Source organism: Candidatus Chlamydia sanziniae (assembly GCF_001653975.1).
GTDB classification, from domain to species: Bacteria; Chlamydiota; Chlamydiia; order Chlamydiales; family Chlamydiaceae; genus Chlamydia; species Chlamydia sanziniae.
In genome coordinates this window covers 321246-341750 of record NZ_CP014639.1, presented here as the reverse complement: position 1 = coordinate 341750, position 20505 = coordinate 321246, and the positions used below count along the sequence as shown (strand labels likewise).

The window sequence follows — 20505 nt, the reverse complement described above, 5'->3', positions numbered from 1 at the left end:
CATAACAAACTTTTCTTATTATAGTAAAGACGATAAGAAAATTAGATGCTTTCAGGCGTAAATTTCAATCAAGAACTTCTGTTATAGCTATAGGAAAGCTGAGGCTTTTTTGTATATTCTTTTCATTATATATGGAATTGAATGTAAGTAGAAAAATGACTCGAGAGGGTCTTTTCAAAGCATTTTTTCTTGGGAATTTTTTTGTTATTTAGAAAGATTAATTTTATTTGATTGCGAATAATTCACTGGACTCTTGTGTTGTTTTACCACAAATTTTTTCTGTGTGTTCAACAATGTTTGGTAGATATTTCTTGGTAAACAGGAGGAAGGCTTCTGTTGCTATACAATGGTTAGGCTCATAATATCGGAAATATGAAGTTGTTTAGAAAATTCTCTATTGATCTTACTATTGCACAGAAAACGAATAAATTGCTGTCCGGGATCATGGTTGCTTTTGGATTGATTGCACTGCGTTTATGGCATCTTGCAGTTATTGAACATGATCAGAAGTTAGAGGAAGCCTATAAACCACAAATACGTAGGATTCCTCAACATGTGGAGAGAGCCACTATTTGTGATCGCTTTGGGGAAGTGTTGGCTGAGAATCAGTTACAATATGATATTAGCGTTGCTTACGGAGCTATTCGTGATTTGCCCGCGCGTGCGTGGCGAATAGATAGCCAAGGGAATAAAGAACTGATTCCTGTACGTAAATGTTATATCCGTCGTTTAGCAGAGCTTCTTGCAGAAGAACTGTATCTTGATAAAGATACAATTGAAGATGGAATTCACGCAAAAGCCTCTGTCCTAGGTTCTATTCCTTATTTGATAGCGCCCAATGTTTCCGAGCGTACATATTTAAGACTCAAAATGTTGGCTAAAGAATGGCCTGGGTTGCATGTGGAGGCTGTAGTGCGACGTTACTATCCTAAAGGTCGTGTTGCTGCGGATATTTTAGGTTATGTAGGGCCAATTAGCTTGCAGGAATATAAAAAAATTACTCAAGAACTTAGCAAATTACGCGAATGTGTTCGTGCTTATGAAGAAGGTGAAAATCCTAAATTGCCAGATGGTTTAGCAAGCATTGATCAAGTACATGCCTTGCTAGATTCTATGGAACAGAGTGCTTACAATTTGAATACTTTAGTCGGTAAATTGGGAGTCGAAGCTTTGTATGATTCCCAGTTACGAGGAAAGATAGGCAGAAAAACAGTGTTGGTAGATCGTCGTGGAAATTTTATTCAGGAAATAGAAGATGCGATTCCTGTAACTCCTGGGGAGAAACTCCAGTTAACGATAGCAGCTGAATTGCAAGCGTATGCAGATGCATTACTTTTAGATTATGAAAAAACGGATTCCTTTCGCAGCCCACGTTCCTTAGTAAATCGTCAATTGCTTCCTCCTTTGTTTCCATGGATTAAAGGAGGCGCTATTGTTGCTCTTGATCCGAATACTGGGGAAGTCTTGGCGATGGCATCTTCTCCGCGATATTGTAACAATGATTTTGTTGGCATCAAGGTGTCGGAAGATCCTATAGCGGCAAGGTCTTTGATTTATCAGTGGTTAGAAGGTAAGGAACATGTGGCGGAGATTTATGATAGAAAAGTGTGTTTGCGCAGGGAAAGAAGGAACTTTTTTACAGACGACTGTTATGAGGAAGAACTCTGGTTAACTTTTAATCATTTTTTAGATTTTCTTTTGCCTGAGGCCTCGATAGTGAAATCTCGGTTAAAAAATCAAAGTTCTGTAGGAGAGGCGATTGCTATTCAAAAATCCGTCCAGAACCTTATAGATCTTTTTGGCTATGATGAAGGAAAATGTTCCTGTTCAGCAATTTTTGATGCTGTTTTCTCCTATGAAGAAGGAAATATTCCTATAGGAGAAGTGACTTCTCTGCAACAACAAGAATGGGTGGCCGCATGCGTGTATAAGTATTCCCATTTTCTTGAAAAGATTAAGCAGGAACTTCATGAGGTTTTCAAGGATCTCCGTGCAAATTATGATAAGATCTTGTTTGTTGATCTCCTACGGCTTGTGGTAGACCCTTCCCGCTTTCAGCCTACCCTTTCTTCGAGTGTGTATAGTTTATCGTTATCAGAATTTTCTGAGTTTCAGGGACATTATGTTGTGCTTCGAGCTGCGTTTTCGAAAATTTTAGAAAGTATTTTTAATGAAACGGACTTTAAGTTGTGGCGTAGGGAACATTTTACACAGTATCTCGTGTCCAAACGTAAGGAAGAAGTTTTTAAAAAACGGCGTTATCCAACACCTTATGTGGATTATTTAGAAGAACAAAGAACATCTCAATATCAACTCTTCCGTGAGGAGCATCTGGATTCTTTTCTTTCCTATTTACTGGATAAGGGTTCTTGTAAAGAAGATTTACGACCTTATTATGATATTCTTGCTTTGTGGAAAGAGGAACTTGCCAAAGGTGCTCATAAGGCTTTGCCTTGGTATGAAGATTATCTTTTTTTATACGAGCATCTTCCTCATGTGACCCAAGACTTTCTGCCACTTTTTAAGACTTTTCGTGAGTTTCAAGAATTACAGAGGCCATTGTTAGGGAAGTATCCTTTGACGATTGCAAGAAATTTCCCGCAAACGGAGCAAGATCTCGCAGCTTCTTTTTATCCTCTATATGGTTATAGTTATTTACGTTCCTATACGTTTTGCCAAGCAACAATTTTAGGTTCCATCTTCAAATTAGTATCGGCATATTCTGTGTTGTCGCAACAGTTTTTATTAGGACAGCATGAGGACATTGCTAAGCAATTCGTCATTATAGATAAGAACTCCTTTGGGTATATAAGTTCGAAGGCACATGTGGGTTTTTTTAAAGACGGCTCGCCTATCCCTGTGTTTTTCCGTGGGGGGTGTTTGCCTGGAAATGACTTTCGTAGTCGTGGACTGATTGATTTAATTGCTGCTTTAGAAATGTCTAGTAATCCTTATTTTTCTTTACTTGTGGGAGAGTATCTCTCTGATCCTGAAGATTTATGCGATGCCGCGTCCTTATTTGGTTTTGGAGAAAAAACTGGATTAGGTTTGTCTGGAGAGTATGCGGGGAGTGTGCCTTCCGATTTAGCTTATAATCGTTCGGGTTTATATGCGACTGCTATAGGGCAGCATACCCTGGTTGTCACCCCTTTACAGACTGCTGTAATGCTCTCTTCTTTAGTTAATGGGGGTGTGATTTATATACCAAATCTGTTGTTTGGCAAGGGGAAGGATAAGCAATTTTATAAGTTGCCTCCTGTGAAAAAGCGTACTGTATTTATGCCCGAACCAGTAGCAGAGCTTCTTAAATCCGGAATGCACAATGTAATTTGGGGTCGGCATGGAACAGCACGAACAATTCGCGAACAGTTTTCTCCTGAGCTTCTCTCCCGTGTTATTGGGAAGACAAGTACTGCAGAGGCGTTAGTGCGTGTGGGGCTTGATCGTGAGTATGGTACTATGAAAATGAAGGATATTTGGTTTGCTGCTGTAAGTTTTACTGATCAAGAACTTGTGCATCCTGAACTTGTTGTTGTTGTTTATTTGCGTTTGGGGGAATTTGGCAGAGATGCAGCTCCTATTGCGGTAAAGATAATAGAAATGTGGGAAAAAATAAAAAAAGAGAGAGGTTTATAAGAGAATCACCGTCTTCTGGCACGATTTTTGCTCCTTTTAAGATCGAGATCAACCTATGTCTGTCAGGAGAGATATTCATGGAAGAGGCTGCTAAACATTTAGCGAAAGAATTTCTTTGCTCAGGAATTAACTTATTTTTAAGTGGTAAATATGAGCATGCAGAAAAAAGATTAAAAGAGACTTTGGAGTTAGATCCTACAGCAGCACTAGCGTATTGTTACTTGGGAATTATTGCTTTAGAAACCGGTCGCCTTTCCGAAGCTCTGAATTGGTGTACAAAAGGCTTAGAATCAGAACCAGGAGATAGCTATCTACGCTATTGTTATGGTGTTGCTTTAGATCGAGGGAACTATAGTAAGGAAGCTATTGAGCAATATCGGGCGTATGTTGTTCTACATCCAGATGATATAGAATGTTGGTTCAGCCTTGGAGGAGTGTATCATCGTCTCAAACGATTTCATGAGGCTATAGAGTGTTTTGATAAAATTCTTGAGCTCGATCCCTGGAATCCTCAAAGCTTATACAATAAAGCAGTTGTCCTGGGAGATATGGAAGATGAAGCTGGAGCACTGCGTTTACTTGAATCTATAGTGAGTAAGAATCCTTTATATTGGAAAGCATGGGTAAAATTAGGTTATTTGTTTTCTCATAACAAACAGTGGGATCGGGCTACAGAAGCTTATGAACGTGTAGTGCAACTACGTCCTGATTTGTCCGATGGTCATTACAATTTGGGGTTGTGTTATCTTACTTTAGATAAAACGCGCCTTGCTTTGAAGGCTTTTCAGGAAGCTTTATTTCTTAATGAAGAAGATGCGGATGCCTATTTCTATGTCGGACTTGCTCATATGGATCTTAAACAGCCAAAACAGGCACATGAAGCATTCAGTCGTTCTCTGGGTATTAATTTAGAACATGAACGTGCGCATTATCTTCTAGGGTATTTGTACCATACTCAAGGGGAAGCGGAAAAGGCAGCTAAAGAGTTGCTTTTTTTAACAACGAAAGAGTCCATGTTTGCCCCTTTGTTGCAGAAAACCCTTGCCTCTAACCCTTCTGCAGTACAATTTGGACGGAGATTAGATGCGATTTCTTAAGCAAGGATCACGGTCACGTTTTCTAAAGATAGGCTATTTTAAGATGTTGATGTTGTGGGAGTAAAGAGAATAAAAGCTTCGTAGCAAATGGTTTGGACGAGAAAAAAATATTTCTTCTGAATAAAATAAGCAGACAAAAAATCATTGTTATTTTAGAATCATTTCGTGTTTAAGTGTCTTATCACGTTTAAATGCTTATAGTGTGATCTCCAAAAGAAAGAGAGTTCTTCTCTTTCTTTTCTAACGGGCTTGAAAGGGAGAAGTTCGTCTTTCAAGCCTTCTTTCTTGTTCAGAAAAAATGATTTGTATGGTAATTTAGCTTTGCTTTTGTGTAACTTAAGATAGTAAACATAGTTGTTTTACACCGACAAGTAGCTTTATGAGCCAATCAATAGAAGTATTTTTAGAGGAAAGACAAGAATATCCGTACGGTTTTGTCACTCCTATAGAGTCTAAGAGTTTGAGTAAGGGCCTCAGTGAAGAAACTATTAAGCAGATTGTCTGTTTGCGCAATGAACCCCAATTTATTCTAGATTTTCGTTTAAAAGCGTATCAATATTGGAAAAAGTTGCAAGAGCCTACCTGGGCGCGTCTACATTATAATCCAGTGAATTATGACGATATTGTTTATTTTTCATCTCCCAAGCAAAAAAAATCTTTGGGACGTTTGGAAGAGGCGGATCCAGAGATTCTGGCTACTTTCAAAAAGTTGGGACTGCCTTTAGATGAGCAAAAGCGGCTACTGAATGTAGACAATGTCGCTATGGATTTGGTGTTTGATTCGACATCGGTAGGCATAACTTTTAAAGAGACATTGGATAAAGCTGGTGTGATTTTTTGTTCTTTTAAAGAAGCAGTTCAGTTGCATCCAGATTTAGTAAAGAAATATTTAGGTTCTGTAGTTTCTTATCGAGATAATTTTTTTGCAGCTTTGAATGCTGCGGTTTTTAGTGACGGTTCCTTTGTTTATGTCCCCAAAGGTGTTCAGTGCCCTATGGACATTTCTACCTATTTTAGAATTAATAATAAGGAAGCTGGGCAGTTTGAGCGTACTTTGATTGTTGTTGAGGATGATGGGTACGTAAGTTATCTTGAGGGGTGTACTGCTCCCGCCTTTTCTTCAAATCAGTTACACGCTGCTGTTGTAGAGCTGGTGGCTCACAATCGTTCTGTGATACGGTATTCTACAGTGCAGAATTGGTATGCAGGAGATAGGAAAACAGGAAAAGGTGGAGTGTATAATTTTGTAACTAAGCGCGGTTTGTGTGCGGGATATCGAGCGAAAATAGCGTGGTCACAGGTTGAAGTTGGCTCCGCGATTACCTGGAAATATCCAAGTTGTATCTTGAAAGGTGAGGAAAGTATTGGAGAGTTTTACTCTATAGCATTAACGAATGGTAAAATGCAGGCGGACACAGGGACAAAGATGATTCATGTAGGGAGAGGGACTTCGTCAACAATAGCATCGAAAGGAATTTCTTGTGACGAGTCTCAGAATACCTTCAGAAGTTTGGTTTCTCTGGGAGAGAATGCTGTTCATAGTGCGAATCATACTCAATGTGATTCTATGCTGATTGGGAACGCTTGCGAAGCGTATACAGATCCGAAAATTCTTGTAAAAAATGCTTTATCTTCAGTGGAACATGAAGCAACGACTTCAAAATTACGTGAAGATCAGCTACTATATTTGCGTAGTCGTGGATTGAGTTCTGAAGAGGCTGTAAGTTTGGTTGTTCATGGTTTTTGTCGGGAAATTATAGAACAGTTGCCTTTAGAATTTGCTCAGGAAGCATCGAAATTATTGTTTATTAAATTAGAAAATAGCGTGGGATAATTGTAATGTTAAGAATAGAAAACTTACATGTAAGCTGTGGTGATGTAAAAATTTTAGATGGTTTGGATGTGCATATTCAGCCTGGAGAATTGCATGTTATTATGGGACCCAATGGAGCCGGAAAATCTACTCTTGCTAAAGTTTTATCCGGAGATGAAAGCGTGACTATATATTCAGGTCGCGTTATGTTAGAGGAGCAGGATGTCCTTGTCATGTTGCCAGAGGAAAGAGCACGCGCAGGATTATTTATTGGGTTTCAACTTCCACCTGAGATTCCTGGAGTGAACAATAAATTATTTTTGTGTGATACTTATAATGCTTGTCGACGTGCTAACCAGGAAGAAAATATTTCCATTAATGAATTTGATACACTTCTTTCCACAATGCTAGAAACATATGAATTTAAAGACGTAGATCTTTTTTTAGATAGAAATGTAAACGAAGGTTTTTCTGGAGGAGAAAAAAAGAAAAACGAAATTTGGCAGATGCTTACCCTAGAACCTAAAATGGTGTTCTTAGATGAACCTGATTCTGGTTTAGATGTGGATGCCTTACGCTTTATGTGCAAAATTTTAGCAAAATATCGTGAATTGCATTCTACAAGTTCTATGTGCATTGTTACTCACAATCCTAAATTAGGAAGTCTGATTCAGCCTGATGTTGTCCATGTTCTTTTAGATGGAAGTATTGTTCTTTCAGATGATGTCTCATTGATGCATCAATTAGAAGAAAGAAGCTATCAAGAGGTTTTAGGGTGTAGGATATGGAGATAAAGTAATATGATAGCTTCTATAGAAAATTTCGCTTCTATTGCTTCTGGATCGGTACAGCATAAAGCAGCAACACTCTGTTATAATACTCATGGGAACCAAGAACCATTTAAAGATATCTTTGTTGCGTTTTCTTGGATTCAAGAACTTTCAGATCATCCTGACCGTTATAGCCTGACTACTGGAGGTTCAGAACTTATAAAACAACATTGGTTATCCCATAATCATTCTCTAGCTTTTGAGTGTATTTTAATTAATGGAAAATATGAACCATCACTCTCTCAGTTGCCTGAAGGGGTTTTTATCTATCCTATTCATGAGGCGAGTGTTTCCTTTTCTACCTTTATGCATCATCTTGACGTCGATGCACATCCTTTAGCTTTTTTGAATGCTGTCTGCTCTGATGATCAGGGAGTGGTCATTTATGTCCCTGAAAATGTTGAGGTGACTGAACCTATCTTTGTGCGTCATATTACTTTTCCTGTGGTTTCTGAGCCTCGAGTTATTTTCTCTCCTAGAATTGTCATTATTTTGGCCCAGGGAGCTTCTGCTGAGGTGCAAGTTTCTCATCATACACAGTTAGAAAATGGAGTCTCCATAAGTCACGCAATTATTAATGGTGCTACGGAACTGTTTGTTGCTGAGGATGCTGAGCTTTCCCTGTGGATGGCTCCGCGGTATCTTGCTAAAGAGACCTTAAGTTGGTCGCATATTGCTACTGTAAAACAAGAAGGGAAGTGTAAGATCATTCAAAATTTTTTAGATGCTCCACACGGTTATGGTTTTTTTGACAACACATGTTATATGGTAGATCAGGGTGCGTATGCGGAAATTTTAGTTGCCATTCAATCTCCTAAGAAGACTTGGGTAAAAAATTTAATGCGTCATGACGCGGAACAAACAACATCACGTCAAGATATTAAATCCATTTTATATTCTGGACATTTCTTGTTTGAGGGGGGCATTTACATTTCTCCTTGTGGAGAGCTTTCAGATGCTTATCAAAAACATAGCACACTTTTATTGAATTCTTCCGCGCAAGTATCTACATATCCTCGTTTGGAAATCCTAGCGGATAACGTTAAGGCATCTCACGGTGCTACTATAGGACCTTTAGATCCAAAGCAAATATTTTATATGCGTTCGCGAGGCATGACTGAAGTGGAGGCACAGGGAAAGTTAGTAGAAGGTTTTCTTGCTCAAGGATTATCGTACGGTACTTTCTTTGATTTAGCGCGCCAAAATACATGAGATGATTTAGTACAGGAGTCTAGGGTGGAAGTGCAGTGTTTGAAAAAAGATTTTCCGATCTTTGCAGCTAAAGAAAAAGAACAGGAATCTTTTATTTATTTAGATTCTGCAGCTACAACACATAAACCTCAACAAGTTGTAGACGCTATTACAAATTTTTATACTACTTCTTATGCGACAATAAATCGCTCTGTCTACAGTTCCTCAAGAAACGTTACAGAAGAATTTACGCGTGTTCGTAGTAAAATACGGAAATGGATAGGTGCTGCTTACGATGATGAAATCGTATTTACCCGTGGGACAACAGCAGGATTAAACTTACTCGCCATTGCGGCTAATGATGTATGGATCCCTGAAGGGGGTGTCGTATTGGTTACTGAGGCAGAACATCATGCCAATATTTTATCTTGGGAAATTGCTTGCCAACGCCGTGGTTCTCGGATAAAGACAATAGCAGTGGATGATGCAGGCCTTATAGATCTTCATCATTTAGAAGCTCTTCTTAAAGAGGGTGCGCATTTTGTTAGTATTCCGCATGTAAGTAACGTTTTGGGCTGTATACAGCCTTTAAGAGAGATTGCTGCTTTAGTTCATTCTTTTGGAGCTTATATTGCTGTGGATGGTGCCCAGGGCGCGGCTCACCTTCCCCTTGATGTCCACGCATGGGATGTAGATTTTTATGTGTTTTCTTCTCATAAAATCTACGGTCCTACAGGTGTAGGTGTTCTCTATGGTAAGAAAAATTTATTAGAAGACATGCCTCCTATAGAAGGTGGCGGAGATATGGTTGCTGTTTGTAATGGCACAAATTCTGAATACTTGCCTCCACCTATGAAGTTTGAAGCAGGAACTCCTCATATTGCTGGTGTTTTAGGGTTGGGAGCTGCTTTAGATTACCTCACTGCTTTAACTCCTGAGTTTATCTATCACCAAGAATCTATATTAACGACTTATATGTATGAGCAGCTCTTAACAATTCCTGGTATATGCATTTTTGGACCCGCTTTAAATGAAGCACGCGGAGCTCTCATCAGTATGAAGATTGACGGCACGCATCCATTAGATCTGGGAGTTTTATTAGACCTTCAGGGGATAGCCATACGCACAGGACATCAATGTGCTCAACCTGTGATGAATCGTTTGAATCTCGGGCATGTTCTTAGAGCTTCAGTAGGAATATATAATGATGAAAGTGACATCAACCAGTTTGTTTTTGCTTTAGGTCATGCTGTAAAGAAAATTCATAGATAGATGTCTCTTTTTATTTTTTATCTAATCTTCTTTGAGAAGTTTTAGGTGCGATCGCACACGCCATTGGCGGAATTTCATAAGAAGCCAATTTTTCAAGTGCCGCGAACTATAGGAATTCGGCAGAGTATAATACGAAGGCTGCATATCTAAACGATAAATATTATGTGTTTTACTTTTCAAATTTATCGTGTTTCCAAGAACAAAGGAATAGGAATAGTGTTGGGCAACGAAATCTTGGCTTGCCCGATCGGATTTCCCAAAAGGAAAGACGAAAGCCAAAGGTTTTTTCTCTAGCATTGTTTCTAAGTAGTGCTTAGAAAGGAAAACTTCGGTAATTAGGTAGGGAGGAGAGTTCTGTAAATTTCTTAGAGCAAACCCTGAAGATGCGAATTGGATATAAGGGCTAGTTGTCATGTGAGAAAGTTCTTGTTGGCAGCAGAAAGGCATATGCTTAGAAAAGATTTCATCTTGAAATGCTAATACTTCAGAAGTTGCTAAACGATAAGTTAAAGGGAGTGTTAAAGCCGTATTGGGTGGTACATAACGCCATGCTATGCCGACGACGGCAGGAATGCCATGTTCGTGAAGGAAGGGAAAAATATGAGAATAAAAATCCACAGAAGCAAAGTCAAAGGTGAGCATGACACAGGTTCCTACAATAGGATCCCCAGGAAGAATCAAGAGAAAGGTTTGCTTAAGAAGGAGTAGATATCTTTTTAATCGATCTAATTGGAGGGGAATAGAGGAAAAAAAAACCTGGCGAAAAGCTAAGACGATAAACATAAAGGATTTAAGAAGTCGGAATGGCATCCTCGTGGGAGTATAGAGTTATTGTTCCTGTAATTATTTTTGGAGAAGAAAGTCCAGAAGCAAGAGCTAGAGTTTCTGTAAGATTTTCTTGATCGAGAAACAACTCTGGCAGTTCTTGAGTTTCTAATGAAGGCTGCATAAAGAGTCCTTAAGAGTTAGAGGTAGTTGTACGCTTTTTGCCAAAACGCTTGCTTAATGTCCATTCTCCCTCTTTGTATATTTGCTCAAATTCATGAAAAAAGGGCAGGGTTTGTAATGCTTTAAAATTCTCGGTCGTATCTTGATTTAGCAATTCTTTAAGTTCTATAATGCGTAGAAGTGTCAGAAAATGTAGCGTAGGACATTCTGGAGAAGCAGTTGCCATGTGTAGAAGAGAATAAGATTTGTCCAAAGCTTGGTCATAGAGTTGTGTGGTTCGAGCTTCATGGATTTCTTGAAGCAGTGCTTGAATTGGATTGCCAAGCTGAATATTCAAACTATTGTAGTAAGCTAAACCTGCGTAATATGCTCCACGTAGAGGCTCATTATGAAGATAAAAACATGTAGAGAGAAAGTTCGCATAAGGTTGGAGTGCCGCACCTCCCAGATGGTAGGCACGTTCTAGATTTGGTAATGCAGATTTTGGAGGGAGAGTCCCTTGCAAGGTGGCGATTTCTGCAGTTTTTGTCATCAGAAGGATATTTTCGCGTTTTTCTCGGGCATGTTTTCTTGCATTATTGATGATTTTTAAGGATAAGCAACAGGCAAGGCTGATAAAAATCACGATAACGACAGGAAAAGAGCATATTTTTTTCCACATGTGATAAACAGGTTTTTGCATAATTGAATGACTATGAAGAATGAAAATATTACGAGTGTACTGAGTTTTTTTTTTTTGTAAACCCTTGAAGATGGGAGCTCTTCTCTTTGAAGAGTTTTGAAAAAAGGACTTCACTTCTACAAGAGCTTTTGATAGAAAAATTGTTGTAATACTATTACTACAAGATACTGCAAGATAAATCCAAGTGTTGAAACGAGTCCCGTTTTGGCCACTTAGATAGTAGAACGTGGAAAATATAGGAGCTACTGTGACTGACGACGTCAGCAAGGATACAAAGGATACAATTGTAGAAGTGCCCATTGGTGATATTCGGGTAAGTCCCTTTCAACCTCGAAAGAGATTTTCTGATGAAGAACTATACGAATTAATAGCATCTATAAAATCGGTAGGGTTAATTCACCCTCCTGTGGTTCGTGAGATTCGTAGTGGAGACAGAGTATTATACTATGAACTCATTGCGGGTGAGCGTCGCTGGCGAGCCTTGTTGTTGGCTGGTTATACCACGATTCCTGTTGTATTGAAGCCTGTGATTACGGATAATGTAGCTGCTGAAGCTACGCTCATTGAGAATATCCAGAGGGTAAATTTAAATCCTATAGAGATGGCAGAAGCTTTTAAAAAATTAATCCATGTCTTTGGTTTGACACAAGACAAGGTTGCTTATAAGGTGGGGAAGAAACGTTCCACCGTTGCGAATTATCTGCGTCTTCTTACTCTATCAACAACAATACAGGAAAGTATTTGTCTAGGAAAGATTACTTTAGGTCATGCTAAGGTAATTCTCATGCTTGAAGATCCTGAATTAAGAGAGCAACTCAATGAGGTCATTGTAAGTCAACATTTAGCCGTACGTGAGACTGAGGTTTTTGCTAGAAAACTGTTAGTCCAGGACCGTCCTGTAATGTGCGAAAAGATTGCTCATGTGTTGCCCGCCTGCTCTTTAGAAAAATGCCAGGAATTGCAGCAACGTCTAAGTGATCGTTATGAGTGTAAAGTACGAGTAAAAGCTTGCGGCCTACAGACTAAGGTGTCTTTTCATTTGAAAAATCCTGAAGAGCTACAAAAACTAGAAAATTACCTTATGGAAAAGACTTAGTCAAAGTACGCGTTTGTTTAGGTGTTCTTCGCTAGTTTCAAAATTGTTAGGATGTGTTCCGCTGCCATGTAGAGAGCTATTATTGAATACACCGGGAAGTGTGACTCCATTTTCTCTTGCTTGGTATAGGACCGTCCTTACATAAAGATTGTCGATAAGGACAGCGACTATAAAACACACAACCAGAAGTTTGAGGAGTTTCAAGGGGTACTGTTTGATATTTTTGTAAAATAGAATTTTTTTTTCTTTGGTCTGGGGAATCAGGAAGTTGAGAGCTTAATAGCATCTGAGTATAGGGATGCTGTGGAGAAGCGAAGATTTGCTCTGTAGGTCCTGCTTCAACGATTTGCCCCCTATACATAATTAAAACTTCTGAACAAAAAGAACGCACTACTGCAAGGTCATGAGAAATAAAGAGATAGCTCAGATTTAGTTGTCGCTGAAGCTCTTGAAGCATATTTAAAATCTGTGCTTGTATCGATAAATCTAAAGCGGAAACAATTTCATCGCAAATGATGAGGTTCGGAGCTCCAAGTAGAGCGCGTGCTATAGAGACGCGTTGTTGTTGCCCTCCAGATAACTGATGCGGATAACGATAGAAATAATCTGCAGAAAGACCTACGAACTCTAAGGATTCTGTCACTGTTGTCAATAAATTTTCTTTGGGAATGAGTTTGTGATAAAGCAGGGAGTGGCTGAGACTGTCAAAAATCGTTTTTCTAGGATTTAATGACGCCTGAGGGTTTTGAAAGACTAGCCGTACCTGAGAACGCAATTGTTGACGTCCACCCCTAGAATTTAATTTAATAGGAAGACCATTAAAAGATAAAAATCCTGAGGTTAACGGTAAAAGTCCTGCAAGACAGAGAGCTAACGTACTTTTCCCCGACCCTGATTCTCCAATAAGTCCCACTGCGTTTTTGGGATAAAGTGTGAAGGAAATATCATCAACGGCACGATTAACAATTGCTTTTTTTTGGAACCAGTGTAAGCGTTTATAATAATGTTTTGTTAAAGAAGATGCAGCAATGAGAGGAGATAAGGAAAAGTTAGCGGTCATAAAGCCAGCACCTCACTTTATGGTCATCACGTAAATCATGGGTATTAGGTGAGTGTATAGAACATTTTTTTAAAGATTTTGAACATCGTGGATGATAACAACATCCTGAGGGGAAGGCTGCGTAATGAGGAGGTTGTCCAGGGATGGTTGGAAAAGAGTGTTGTGAGGTTTGTAAAGAAGGTCGGGAAGCTAAGAGGTCACGCGTATAGGGATGTGAGGGGTTGTGAAAGATTTGCATAACAGGGGCTTGTTCTGCCATATGTCCGGCGTAGAGTACTAGGACTTCATCAGCGGTTTCAGCAACCACACCCATATTGTGAGTGATAATTAAAAGACTCATTCCGGTTTTTTCTTGGAGGGTTTTTAACAGTTGAAGAATTTGATATTGTACAGAAACATCCAAAGCTGTTGTAGGCTCGTCAGCGATGAGGATCTGAGGAGAACACAACAAAGCCATGGCAATGCAAATACGCTGTAACATACCTCCTGAAAGCTGATGAGGATACAAACAGAGACAGGATTCGGGATGGTGAAAGCCTGTTTCTTTAAGAGATTGGATGATTTTTACACGACTTTCTCGTGGTGACAGCAAAAGATGTGTGCGGATGACTTCTTGAAATTGTTGTTCAATCGTGAATACAGGGTTGAGTGACGATTGAGGGTTTTGAAAAATCATGCTGATTTTTGTCCCTACGACTTTTTGAAGGAAAACTCGCGGGGCTGTGAGTAAATTACATTCTTGAAAACTTACCTGTCCTGTGACTGAAAAAGGAGGAGAGGGCAATAGCTTAAGTAAAGAGAGTGCTGTTACAGATTTCCCAGAACCTGATTCGCCAATAATAGCAAGCGTTTGACCTTTATAAAGCTCGAAAGATAGAGCGTCAACGATAGTATAGCGTTGGCGTTTTTTTTCTAACGTTATTGATAAGTCTTTTACCTGTAAAATAGGAACACTAGCCATAAGTCGTTTACAAGATCACTCAAGCACGTTATTATTACGAAAAAGGCTATTCTTATGCAAACTCTTGCTCGTCTATTCGGACAGTCTCCTTTTGCTCCTTTACAGGCACATTTAGAAGTTGTGACTTCTTGTGTAAACCAAATCTTTCCTATGTTTACAGCATTGCGAGACGGAAGATATGAAGAATTGCTGGAGATGGCTAAAATTGTCTCTGACAAAGAATATCAAGCAGATTGTATAAAAAATGATATGCGGAATCACCTTCCTGTAGGATTGTTTATGCCCATATCCCGTGCAGGCATTTTAGAAATTATTTCTATACAAGATAGCATTGCTGATACAGCCGAAGATGTAGCTATTCTACTTACTATTAGGCATTTAAGCTTTTATCCCTCCATGGAAGGTCTATTTTTCCAATTTTTAGAAAAAAATTTAGAAGCTTTCAAATTAACAATGACGTTGCTCCATGAATTTAATCAGTTACTGGAAAGCTCATTTGGAGGTAGAAAAGCAGATAAAGCACGTGTATTGGTAGGTCATGTGGCTAAAACGGAACATGAGTCTGATGTTTTACAGCGCGAACTAATGCAAGTCTTTTTTTCTGATGATTTTGTCATTTCTGAAAAAGAATTTTATCTTTGGCTACAGGTGATTCGAAGAACTGCAGGGATTTCTGATAGCTCAGAAAAACTTGCACATAGAATTAACATGACGCTAGAAGAAAAGTAATACCGCATGCTCGCTTTAATTATTTTTGTTCTTCTTTGTGGTTTCTACGCTTCCTGGAATATAGGAGCTAATGATGTTGCCAATGCAGTTGGCCCTAGTGTAGGATCAGGAGTTCTGACATTACGCCAGGCTGTCCTTGTCGCGGTAATTTTTGAATTTTTAGGCGCTCTACTTCTAGGAGATCGTGTAGCAGGAACGATAGAAAGTAGTATTGTTTCTGTTTCTGATCCTCTAATCACATCAGGAGATTATATTTATGGCATGACAGCAGCCTTATTAGCAACTGGGGTGTGGCTACAGCTCGCCTCATTTTTCGGTTGGCCGGTGTCCACAACGCATTCTATAGTCGGTGCTGTTCTTGGTTTCGGCTTGGTTTTGGGAAAAGGATCCATAATTTATTGGAATTCCGTAGCAGTGATTTTAATCGGTTGGATCGCCTCTCCTTTAATCGGAGGATGCGTAGCCTACCTTGTTTTTTCTTTTATCCGTAGGCATATCTTTTATAAGAATGACCCTGTCTTAGCCATGGTGCGTATAGCGCCTTTTCTTGCTGCTTTGGTAATGATTACCTTGGGGACTATAGTGGTTTTAGGAGGCTTGATCTCACGTATTGTTGCCATTCCTTGGGCTATGGGAATCGTTTTTCTTTGTGGTCTTGTGACTTATGGGGCAATGTTTTTCTATGTCCATACTTCGCGGTGTTCTTACATTGCTGACTCACCAAAAGAGGGAAGTCTTACCTACCGCTTAAAAAAACACGGCGGTAATTATGGCAGGAAATACCTAATTGTAGAGAGGATTTTCGCTTACTTACAAGTCATCATTGCTTGCTTTATGGCTTTTGCTCATGGATCTAATGATGTCGCAAATGCCATAGCGCCTGTTGCTGGGGTTTTACGTCAGGCATATCCCAGCATCTATTCTTCCTATACCCTGATGTTGTTGATGGCTTTTGGTGGTATAGGCTTGGTCATAGGCTTAGCTGTTTGGGGATGGCGTGTTATAGAAACTGTAGGGTGTAAAATTACGGAACTCACTCCCTCTCGAGGTTTTTCCGTGGGAATGGGGGCTGCAATTACAATAGCTTTAGCCTCTGTCCTAGGGCTGCCTATATCGACTACTCATGTTGTTGTAGGAGCTGTCTTGGGAATAGGCCTTGCCCGTGGAATCCAAGCAATTAATTTAAACATAATTAAAGATATTATCATGTCTTGGTTTATCACACTTCCTGCAGGAGCTATGCTATCAATATTCTTTTTCTTTGCTTTAAGAGCATTATTCCATTAAAAGTACAAAAAAATCTTTGGGGAGGTTCTTGAGAATATGGATAGGCTAACAGTACGAGATCTTTCTCCTGAAGGGAAAAAAGTGCTAGTGCGTGTAGATTTTAATGTTCCTATGCAAGAAGGAAAAGTACTCGATGATATGCGCATCCGCAGTGCTATGCCCACCATTAACTATCTTCTTAAGAAAAATGCCGCTGTCATTTTAATGAGCCATTTAGGACGCCCTAAACAAGAAGGATTCGAAGAAAGTTTCTCTCTTCAACCTGTTGTTGAAGTTTTAGAAGATTACTTAGGCCATCATGTTCCTCTGGCTTTGGATTGTATTGGAGAGGTCACTCGCCGGGCTGTAGGCCAACTCTCTCCGGGTAGAGTTTTACTGCTTGAGAATCTCCGTTTCCATTTAGGGGAAGAACACCCTGACAAAGATCCCTCTTTTGCTGCAGAACTTTCCTCGTATGGAGATTTTTATGTTAATGACGCTTTTGGTACTTCGCATAGAAAGCATGCTTCTGTTTATGTTGTTCCTCAGGCTTTCCCTGGTAAGGCAGCAGCAGGTTTTCTTATGGAAAAAGAACTCGAATTTTTAGGAACCCATCTTTTGCGTTCTCCTAACCGACCATTTACAGCGATTCTTGGTGGTGCCAAGGTGTCTTCTAAAATTGGGGTGATAGAAACTTTGCTTTCTCAGATTGATTACCTTTTACTAGCTGGAGGAATGGGCTTTACTTTTTTAAAAGCTTTAGGAAAAGCTGTCGGTCGTTCTCTTGTTGAAGAATCGGGAATAAAACTCGCTAAACATGTGTTGAAAATGGCAGAAAGCCATAAGGTGCAGATTGTTTTACCTCGCGATGTTAAGGTTGCCCGGGGAACTCACGCTGAATACACTGTGGTTTCTATAGATCAGGGGATTCTCCCAGATTTGCAGGGTTTAGATATAGGTCCTAAGACTATAGAGGAGTTTTCTCACATTATCAGTCAATCCAAAACTATATTTTGGAATGGACCTGTTGGTGTTTATGAAGTGCCCCCTTTTGATGAAGGCTCTCTTGTTCTTGCTCATGCCTTGGGGCATCACCCTTCTGCAATTACTGTTGTCGGAGGGGGAGATGCTGCTGCTGTTGTTGCTCTAGCAGGTTGTACTACCAAGGTTTCCCATGTCTCTACAGGAGGCGGAGCTTCTTTAGAGTTTCTTGATCATGGATTCTTACCTGGAACTGAGGTTCTGTCTCCTTCAGAGAATTAATTTTATTAAATACATGCATTTTTTTACGGTTGCTTATAGAGTGTCCGGAGTTTTTCCTATGCTAATCTAGCCTACTTAATCTTAGGAATTTATATTTTTATTTCTTTTGTTATGAAGGGTATTCAGGCTTGGTCTGATTATATTTATTTAGAACACTAAATCAATAATAATTTCTTTCTAAACATTTTATTTTTAAAATAAAGTTAATTAAAAAAATAAAAAAAGAGAAATTATTATGTCTATTAATCCTTTTGGTAAAAAACCAGAGCCCGATTTGTGGGCATCGAACGCTCATTTGCAGCACCCTGATGTTCAATCTGGAGGAGAAAAGGGCAAAGTAAATTTGGGTCAGCATAAGGTAACTGAAAGTGAGTCTTCTTCATCTAGACAAGGTCTATTGCAGAGGATATGGAGTACAATAGCAAACTTTTTTTCTAGGCCTTTTCGTACAAGGAGAGGGGGAGTTGAAAATCCATATGAGCACTATAATCCAACACCATCGAATGCTCGAGATACCCAAGGTGCTGCCGAACATTTAATAAAACGTGGATATCAGACGGGAAAACATGTGTTAACACCTCGAGTTCCCAGCGCGAATGGGACTCCTCGACCTTCACGTCCTGCGCCTCCTCCTCCTTCGGTTAGTACGCCTTTCCCTCTTGGAGCACGACCTAAGAAGCGTCCTGTACCTCTTCCTAAAAAGGTAAGAGGAAAAACATTTGCTTCTGGAATAAAGCCTTCACGTCCTGCGCCTCTTCCTCCAGCGAAAGGAATTTTGAAATCACCTAGCGATAGCAAGAGATCTTCCGACAAGCCACATATCCGTTGGAGAAATGAGGAGAACAAATAAAGTTCTTAGGGGAAATTTTCATAACTTACGTGTAGGTAGACCATATTCCAAATGCTTAGAAGTTCTTTCTTGTAATAAAAATTTCTTGCTTGGAGGGACCTGTTGTATTTTGAGCTTTTCATTAAAACTATGTGTAGGAGGTATCTTGGGGACTGGTGTCATTTGCCTATGATATTTCTTCCTTTGCAATGTTTATAAAAGGCTTTTTGAATAGATAAAATTAGTTAATTATATAATTACAGTTATTTTCATTTTTAGAATGAAAAGTGTTTCATATAATCGTGTTTTATTTTTAAAATAAATTAAATAACTTAAATAAAAGAGAAAAATAATGTCAGTTAATCCTTCTGATAACCAACCTGGATCTGGTTTGTGGACGAGTGGGACACAGTCACGGGGTTCTAATGTGCAAAGATCTCAGAGTTCAGGAACTTCGAGAACAGGAAATTTAGGTTCTCATAACATTGGTACTTCTTCTAGGTCACAAAGAGGTGTTTTGGCTAGAATAGGGGCTGCTCTAACCTATTTTTTCACTGGAAGACCAGCAGGAGGACAAACTTCTTCTTCACTTCATTCTCCTAAGAAGGAGGAAGAACCAGTATTTACTTCTGGAGCACGTCCTTCGCGTCCTGCGCCTCTTCCTCCTGGTAGAGCACGACCTAAGAAAGGTCCTGCACCTCTTCCTCCGGGGACTAAAGGTTCTATACCTCTTCCTCCTGGTGGAGCACGACCTAAGAAAGGTCCTGCACCTCTTCCTCCGGGGACTAAAGGTTCTATACCTCTTCCTCCTGGTGGAGCACGACCTAAGAAAGGTCCTGCGCCTCTTCCTCCGGGGACTAAAGGTTCTATACCTCTTCCTCCTGGTGGAGCACGACCTAAGAAAGGTTCTGCACCTCTTCCTCCGGGGACTAAAGGTTCTATACCTCTTCCTGCTAAACACGGTGGTGCAGGTGTTAAAGTAATCAAAGGTATTTTGAAAAAAGATTCTTCATCTGCTGGATTAAAAAAGAGTGTGCATTGGGGACCTGATAGTTCTAGTGACACTGATAGTGGTTCGGAGGCGGATTCAGTATTAGATGGTTTAAAAAATCTATTATCAGAGATATCCGAAGGAGCTGATGCGTCTTCAAAACGTATCGAGACCGTAGCAAAAAGGATTCAAGAAAGGTGGAATATTTTTGAAAATCGTTATCCTTTAGAGCATCGGATAGTAAGCCTTAAAACGTTAGTAAGTGGGTTGGAAAAAACGGCTAAAGGGCAACAAAACACAAGCCATGCAATGAGGTCCCCTTCTCCGGGGCTTAGTCAAGTATCGCAGCTATTTTCTTTGTTGGCCTGGGAAAGTAACACGAATCTCAATGAGGGGGGGCCAGACGATCCTCTGTTAACAAAAGTACTAGCTGCCCTTCTGTTAGAAGGTCCTTATTTGGATAAGTCTGTATCATTTGCAGCGTACTTAAAAGAAAGAACAAATAATTTTAATCTAGAAGAGGGGTCACTTGCACGACACGGCTTTGTGCGAGATCTTCTAAAGTTTGGAGGATTAATGGATAATTTGCGTGAATCGCATCCTGAAGATGTGTCACACTTCTGGAAGAACTCGGCGCGATCTCTAAGTAGAAACATTAGTGACCACGTTAGTAGGCTCGAGAAGCAGCACCAGAACCGATACGATTCTGAAGGAGTAAATCAGCAAACATCTTGGAATCGACGGGCTTTGGGAACCTTAGCAAAGTTGTCTTCGCCAATATATATGAATGCCATGATGATTGTGATAGAAGATGGACTAACAATAGAAGAATAATTTGTTC

17 protein-coding genes are annotated in these 20505 nt (G+C 39.7%); 12 read left to right on the top strand and 5 right to left on the bottom strand.

The window, feature by feature from the left end; all coding sequences use genetic code 11:
• Window positions 1–372: 372 nt before the first annotated feature.
• The 6 genes from Cs308_RS01490 (at window position 373) to Cs308_RS01465 (ending at window position 9839) form a co-directional block, all read left to right on the top strand.
• Window positions 373–3636 (top strand): penicillin-binding transpeptidase domain-containing protein, encoded by a 3264-nt coding sequence (locus Cs308_RS01490; RefSeq protein WP_066481768.1) that lies wholly within the window; start codon window positions 373–375, stop codon window positions 3634–3636.
• Window positions 3637–3713: 77 nt separating this feature from the next.
• Complete coding sequence (locus Cs308_RS01485; RefSeq protein ID WP_066483348.1) at window positions 3714–4733, top strand: tetratricopeptide repeat protein; 1020 nt, start codon at window positions 3714–3716, stop codon at window positions 4731–4733.
• A 379-nt stretch (window positions 4734–5112) separates the two neighbouring features.
• Entirely contained in the window at window positions 5113–6567 is a 1455-nt protein-coding gene (gene sufB / locus Cs308_RS01480; RefSeq protein WP_066481765.1) for a Fe-S cluster assembly protein SufB, read from the top strand.
• Between the two features lie 5 nt (window positions 6568–6572).
• The gene (sufC, locus tag Cs308_RS01475) at window positions 6573–7340 is read left to right on the top strand and encodes a Fe-S cluster assembly ATPase SufC (protein ID WP_066481763.1); all 768 of its coding nucleotides are present in this window, start codon (window positions 6573–6575) and stop codon (window positions 7338–7340) included.
• Between the two features lie 6 nt (window positions 7341–7346).
• The gene (locus Cs308_RS01470) at window positions 7347–8588 is read left to right on the top strand and encodes a SufD family Fe-S cluster assembly protein (RefSeq protein WP_066481762.1); all 1242 of its coding nucleotides are present in this window, start codon (window positions 7347–7349) and stop codon (window positions 8586–8588) included.
• Window positions 8589–8618: 30 nt separating this feature from the next.
• The gene (locus Cs308_RS01465) at window positions 8619–9839 is read left to right on the top strand and encodes a SufS family cysteine desulfurase (protein WP_066483345.1); all 1221 of its coding nucleotides are present in this window, start codon (window positions 8619–8621) and stop codon (window positions 9837–9839) included.
• A gap of 21 nt (window positions 9840–9860) precedes the next feature.
• Here Cs308_RS01465 and Cs308_RS01460 read toward each other — a convergent pair whose 3' ends face one another.
• The 3 genes from Cs308_RS01460 to Cs308_RS01455 are packed head-to-tail and all read right to left on the bottom strand — an operon-like array spanning window position 9861 to window position 11469.
• Window positions 9861–10622 (bottom strand): polysaccharide deacetylase family protein, encoded by a 762-nt coding sequence (locus Cs308_RS01460; RefSeq protein WP_066481761.1) that lies wholly within the window; start codon window positions 10620–10622, stop codon window positions 9861–9863.
• A gap of 7 nt (window positions 10623–10629) precedes the next feature.
• Complete coding sequence (locus Cs308_RS05010; RefSeq protein WP_156506724.1) at window positions 10630–10788, bottom strand: hypothetical protein; 159 nt, start codon at window positions 10786–10788, stop codon at window positions 10630–10632.
• A gap of 9 nt (window positions 10789–10797) precedes the next feature.
• Window positions 10798–11469, bottom strand: a complete 672-nt coding sequence (locus Cs308_RS01455; protein WP_066483344.1) for a hypothetical protein — start codon at window positions 11467–11469, stop codon at window positions 10798–10800.
• A gap of 247 nt (window positions 11470–11716) precedes the next feature.
• Between Cs308_RS01455 and Cs308_RS01450 the strand changes: the two genes are divergently transcribed.
• Window positions 11717–12565, top strand: coding sequence for a ParB/RepB/Spo0J family partition protein (locus Cs308_RS01450; protein WP_066481759.1), 849 nt, complete (start codon window positions 11717–11719; stop codon window positions 12563–12565).
• 79 nt (window positions 12566–12644) lie between these two features.
• On the opposite strand, the gene Cs308_RS01445 is transcribed toward Cs308_RS01450, so the two are convergent.
• Window positions 12645–13625: an oligopeptide/dipeptide ABC transporter ATP-binding protein gene (locus Cs308_RS01445; protein ID WP_066481751.1), complete on the bottom strand. Its 981-nt coding sequence runs from the start codon at window positions 13623–13625 to the stop codon at window positions 12645–12647.
• Window positions 13615–14586, bottom strand: a complete 972-nt coding sequence (locus tag Cs308_RS01440) for an ABC transporter ATP-binding protein (protein ID WP_066481748.1) — start codon at window positions 14584–14586, stop codon at window positions 13615–13617. The genes Cs308_RS01445 and Cs308_RS01440 overlap by 11 nt, the downstream gene beginning before the upstream one ends.
• Window positions 14587–14640: 54 nt before the next feature.
• Between Cs308_RS01440 and Cs308_RS01435 the strand changes: the two genes are divergently transcribed.
• The 5 genes from Cs308_RS01435 (at window position 14641) to semD (ending at window position 20498) form a co-directional block, all read left to right on the top strand.
• Window positions 14641–15315: a TIGR00153 family protein gene (locus tag Cs308_RS01435; protein WP_066481746.1), complete on the top strand. Its 675-nt coding sequence runs from the start codon at window positions 14641–14643 to the stop codon at window positions 15313–15315.
• Between the two features lie 6 nt (window positions 15316–15321).
• Window positions 15322–16602, top strand: a complete 1281-nt coding sequence (locus Cs308_RS01430) for an inorganic phosphate transporter (RefSeq protein WP_066481743.1) — start codon at window positions 15322–15324, stop codon at window positions 16600–16602.
• Between the two features lie 36 nt (window positions 16603–16638).
• Window positions 16639–17844 (top strand): phosphoglycerate kinase, encoded by a 1206-nt coding sequence (locus tag Cs308_RS01425; protein WP_066481741.1) that lies wholly within the window; start codon window positions 16639–16641, stop codon window positions 17842–17844.
• 235 nt (window positions 17845–18079) lie between these two features.
• A complete protein-coding gene (locus Cs308_RS01420) occupies window positions 18080–18694 on the top strand; it encodes a hypothetical protein (protein WP_066481739.1) in 615 nt (204 codons plus the stop codon).
• A gap of 331 nt (window positions 18695–19025) precedes the next feature.
• The gene (gene semD / locus Cs308_RS05005) at window positions 19026–20498 is read left to right on the top strand and encodes a SemD/SinC family type III secretion system effector (RefSeq protein ID WP_066481737.1); all 1473 of its coding nucleotides are present in this window, start codon (window positions 19026–19028) and stop codon (window positions 20496–20498) included.
• The last annotated feature ends 7 nt before the right edge of the window (window positions 20499–20505 follow it).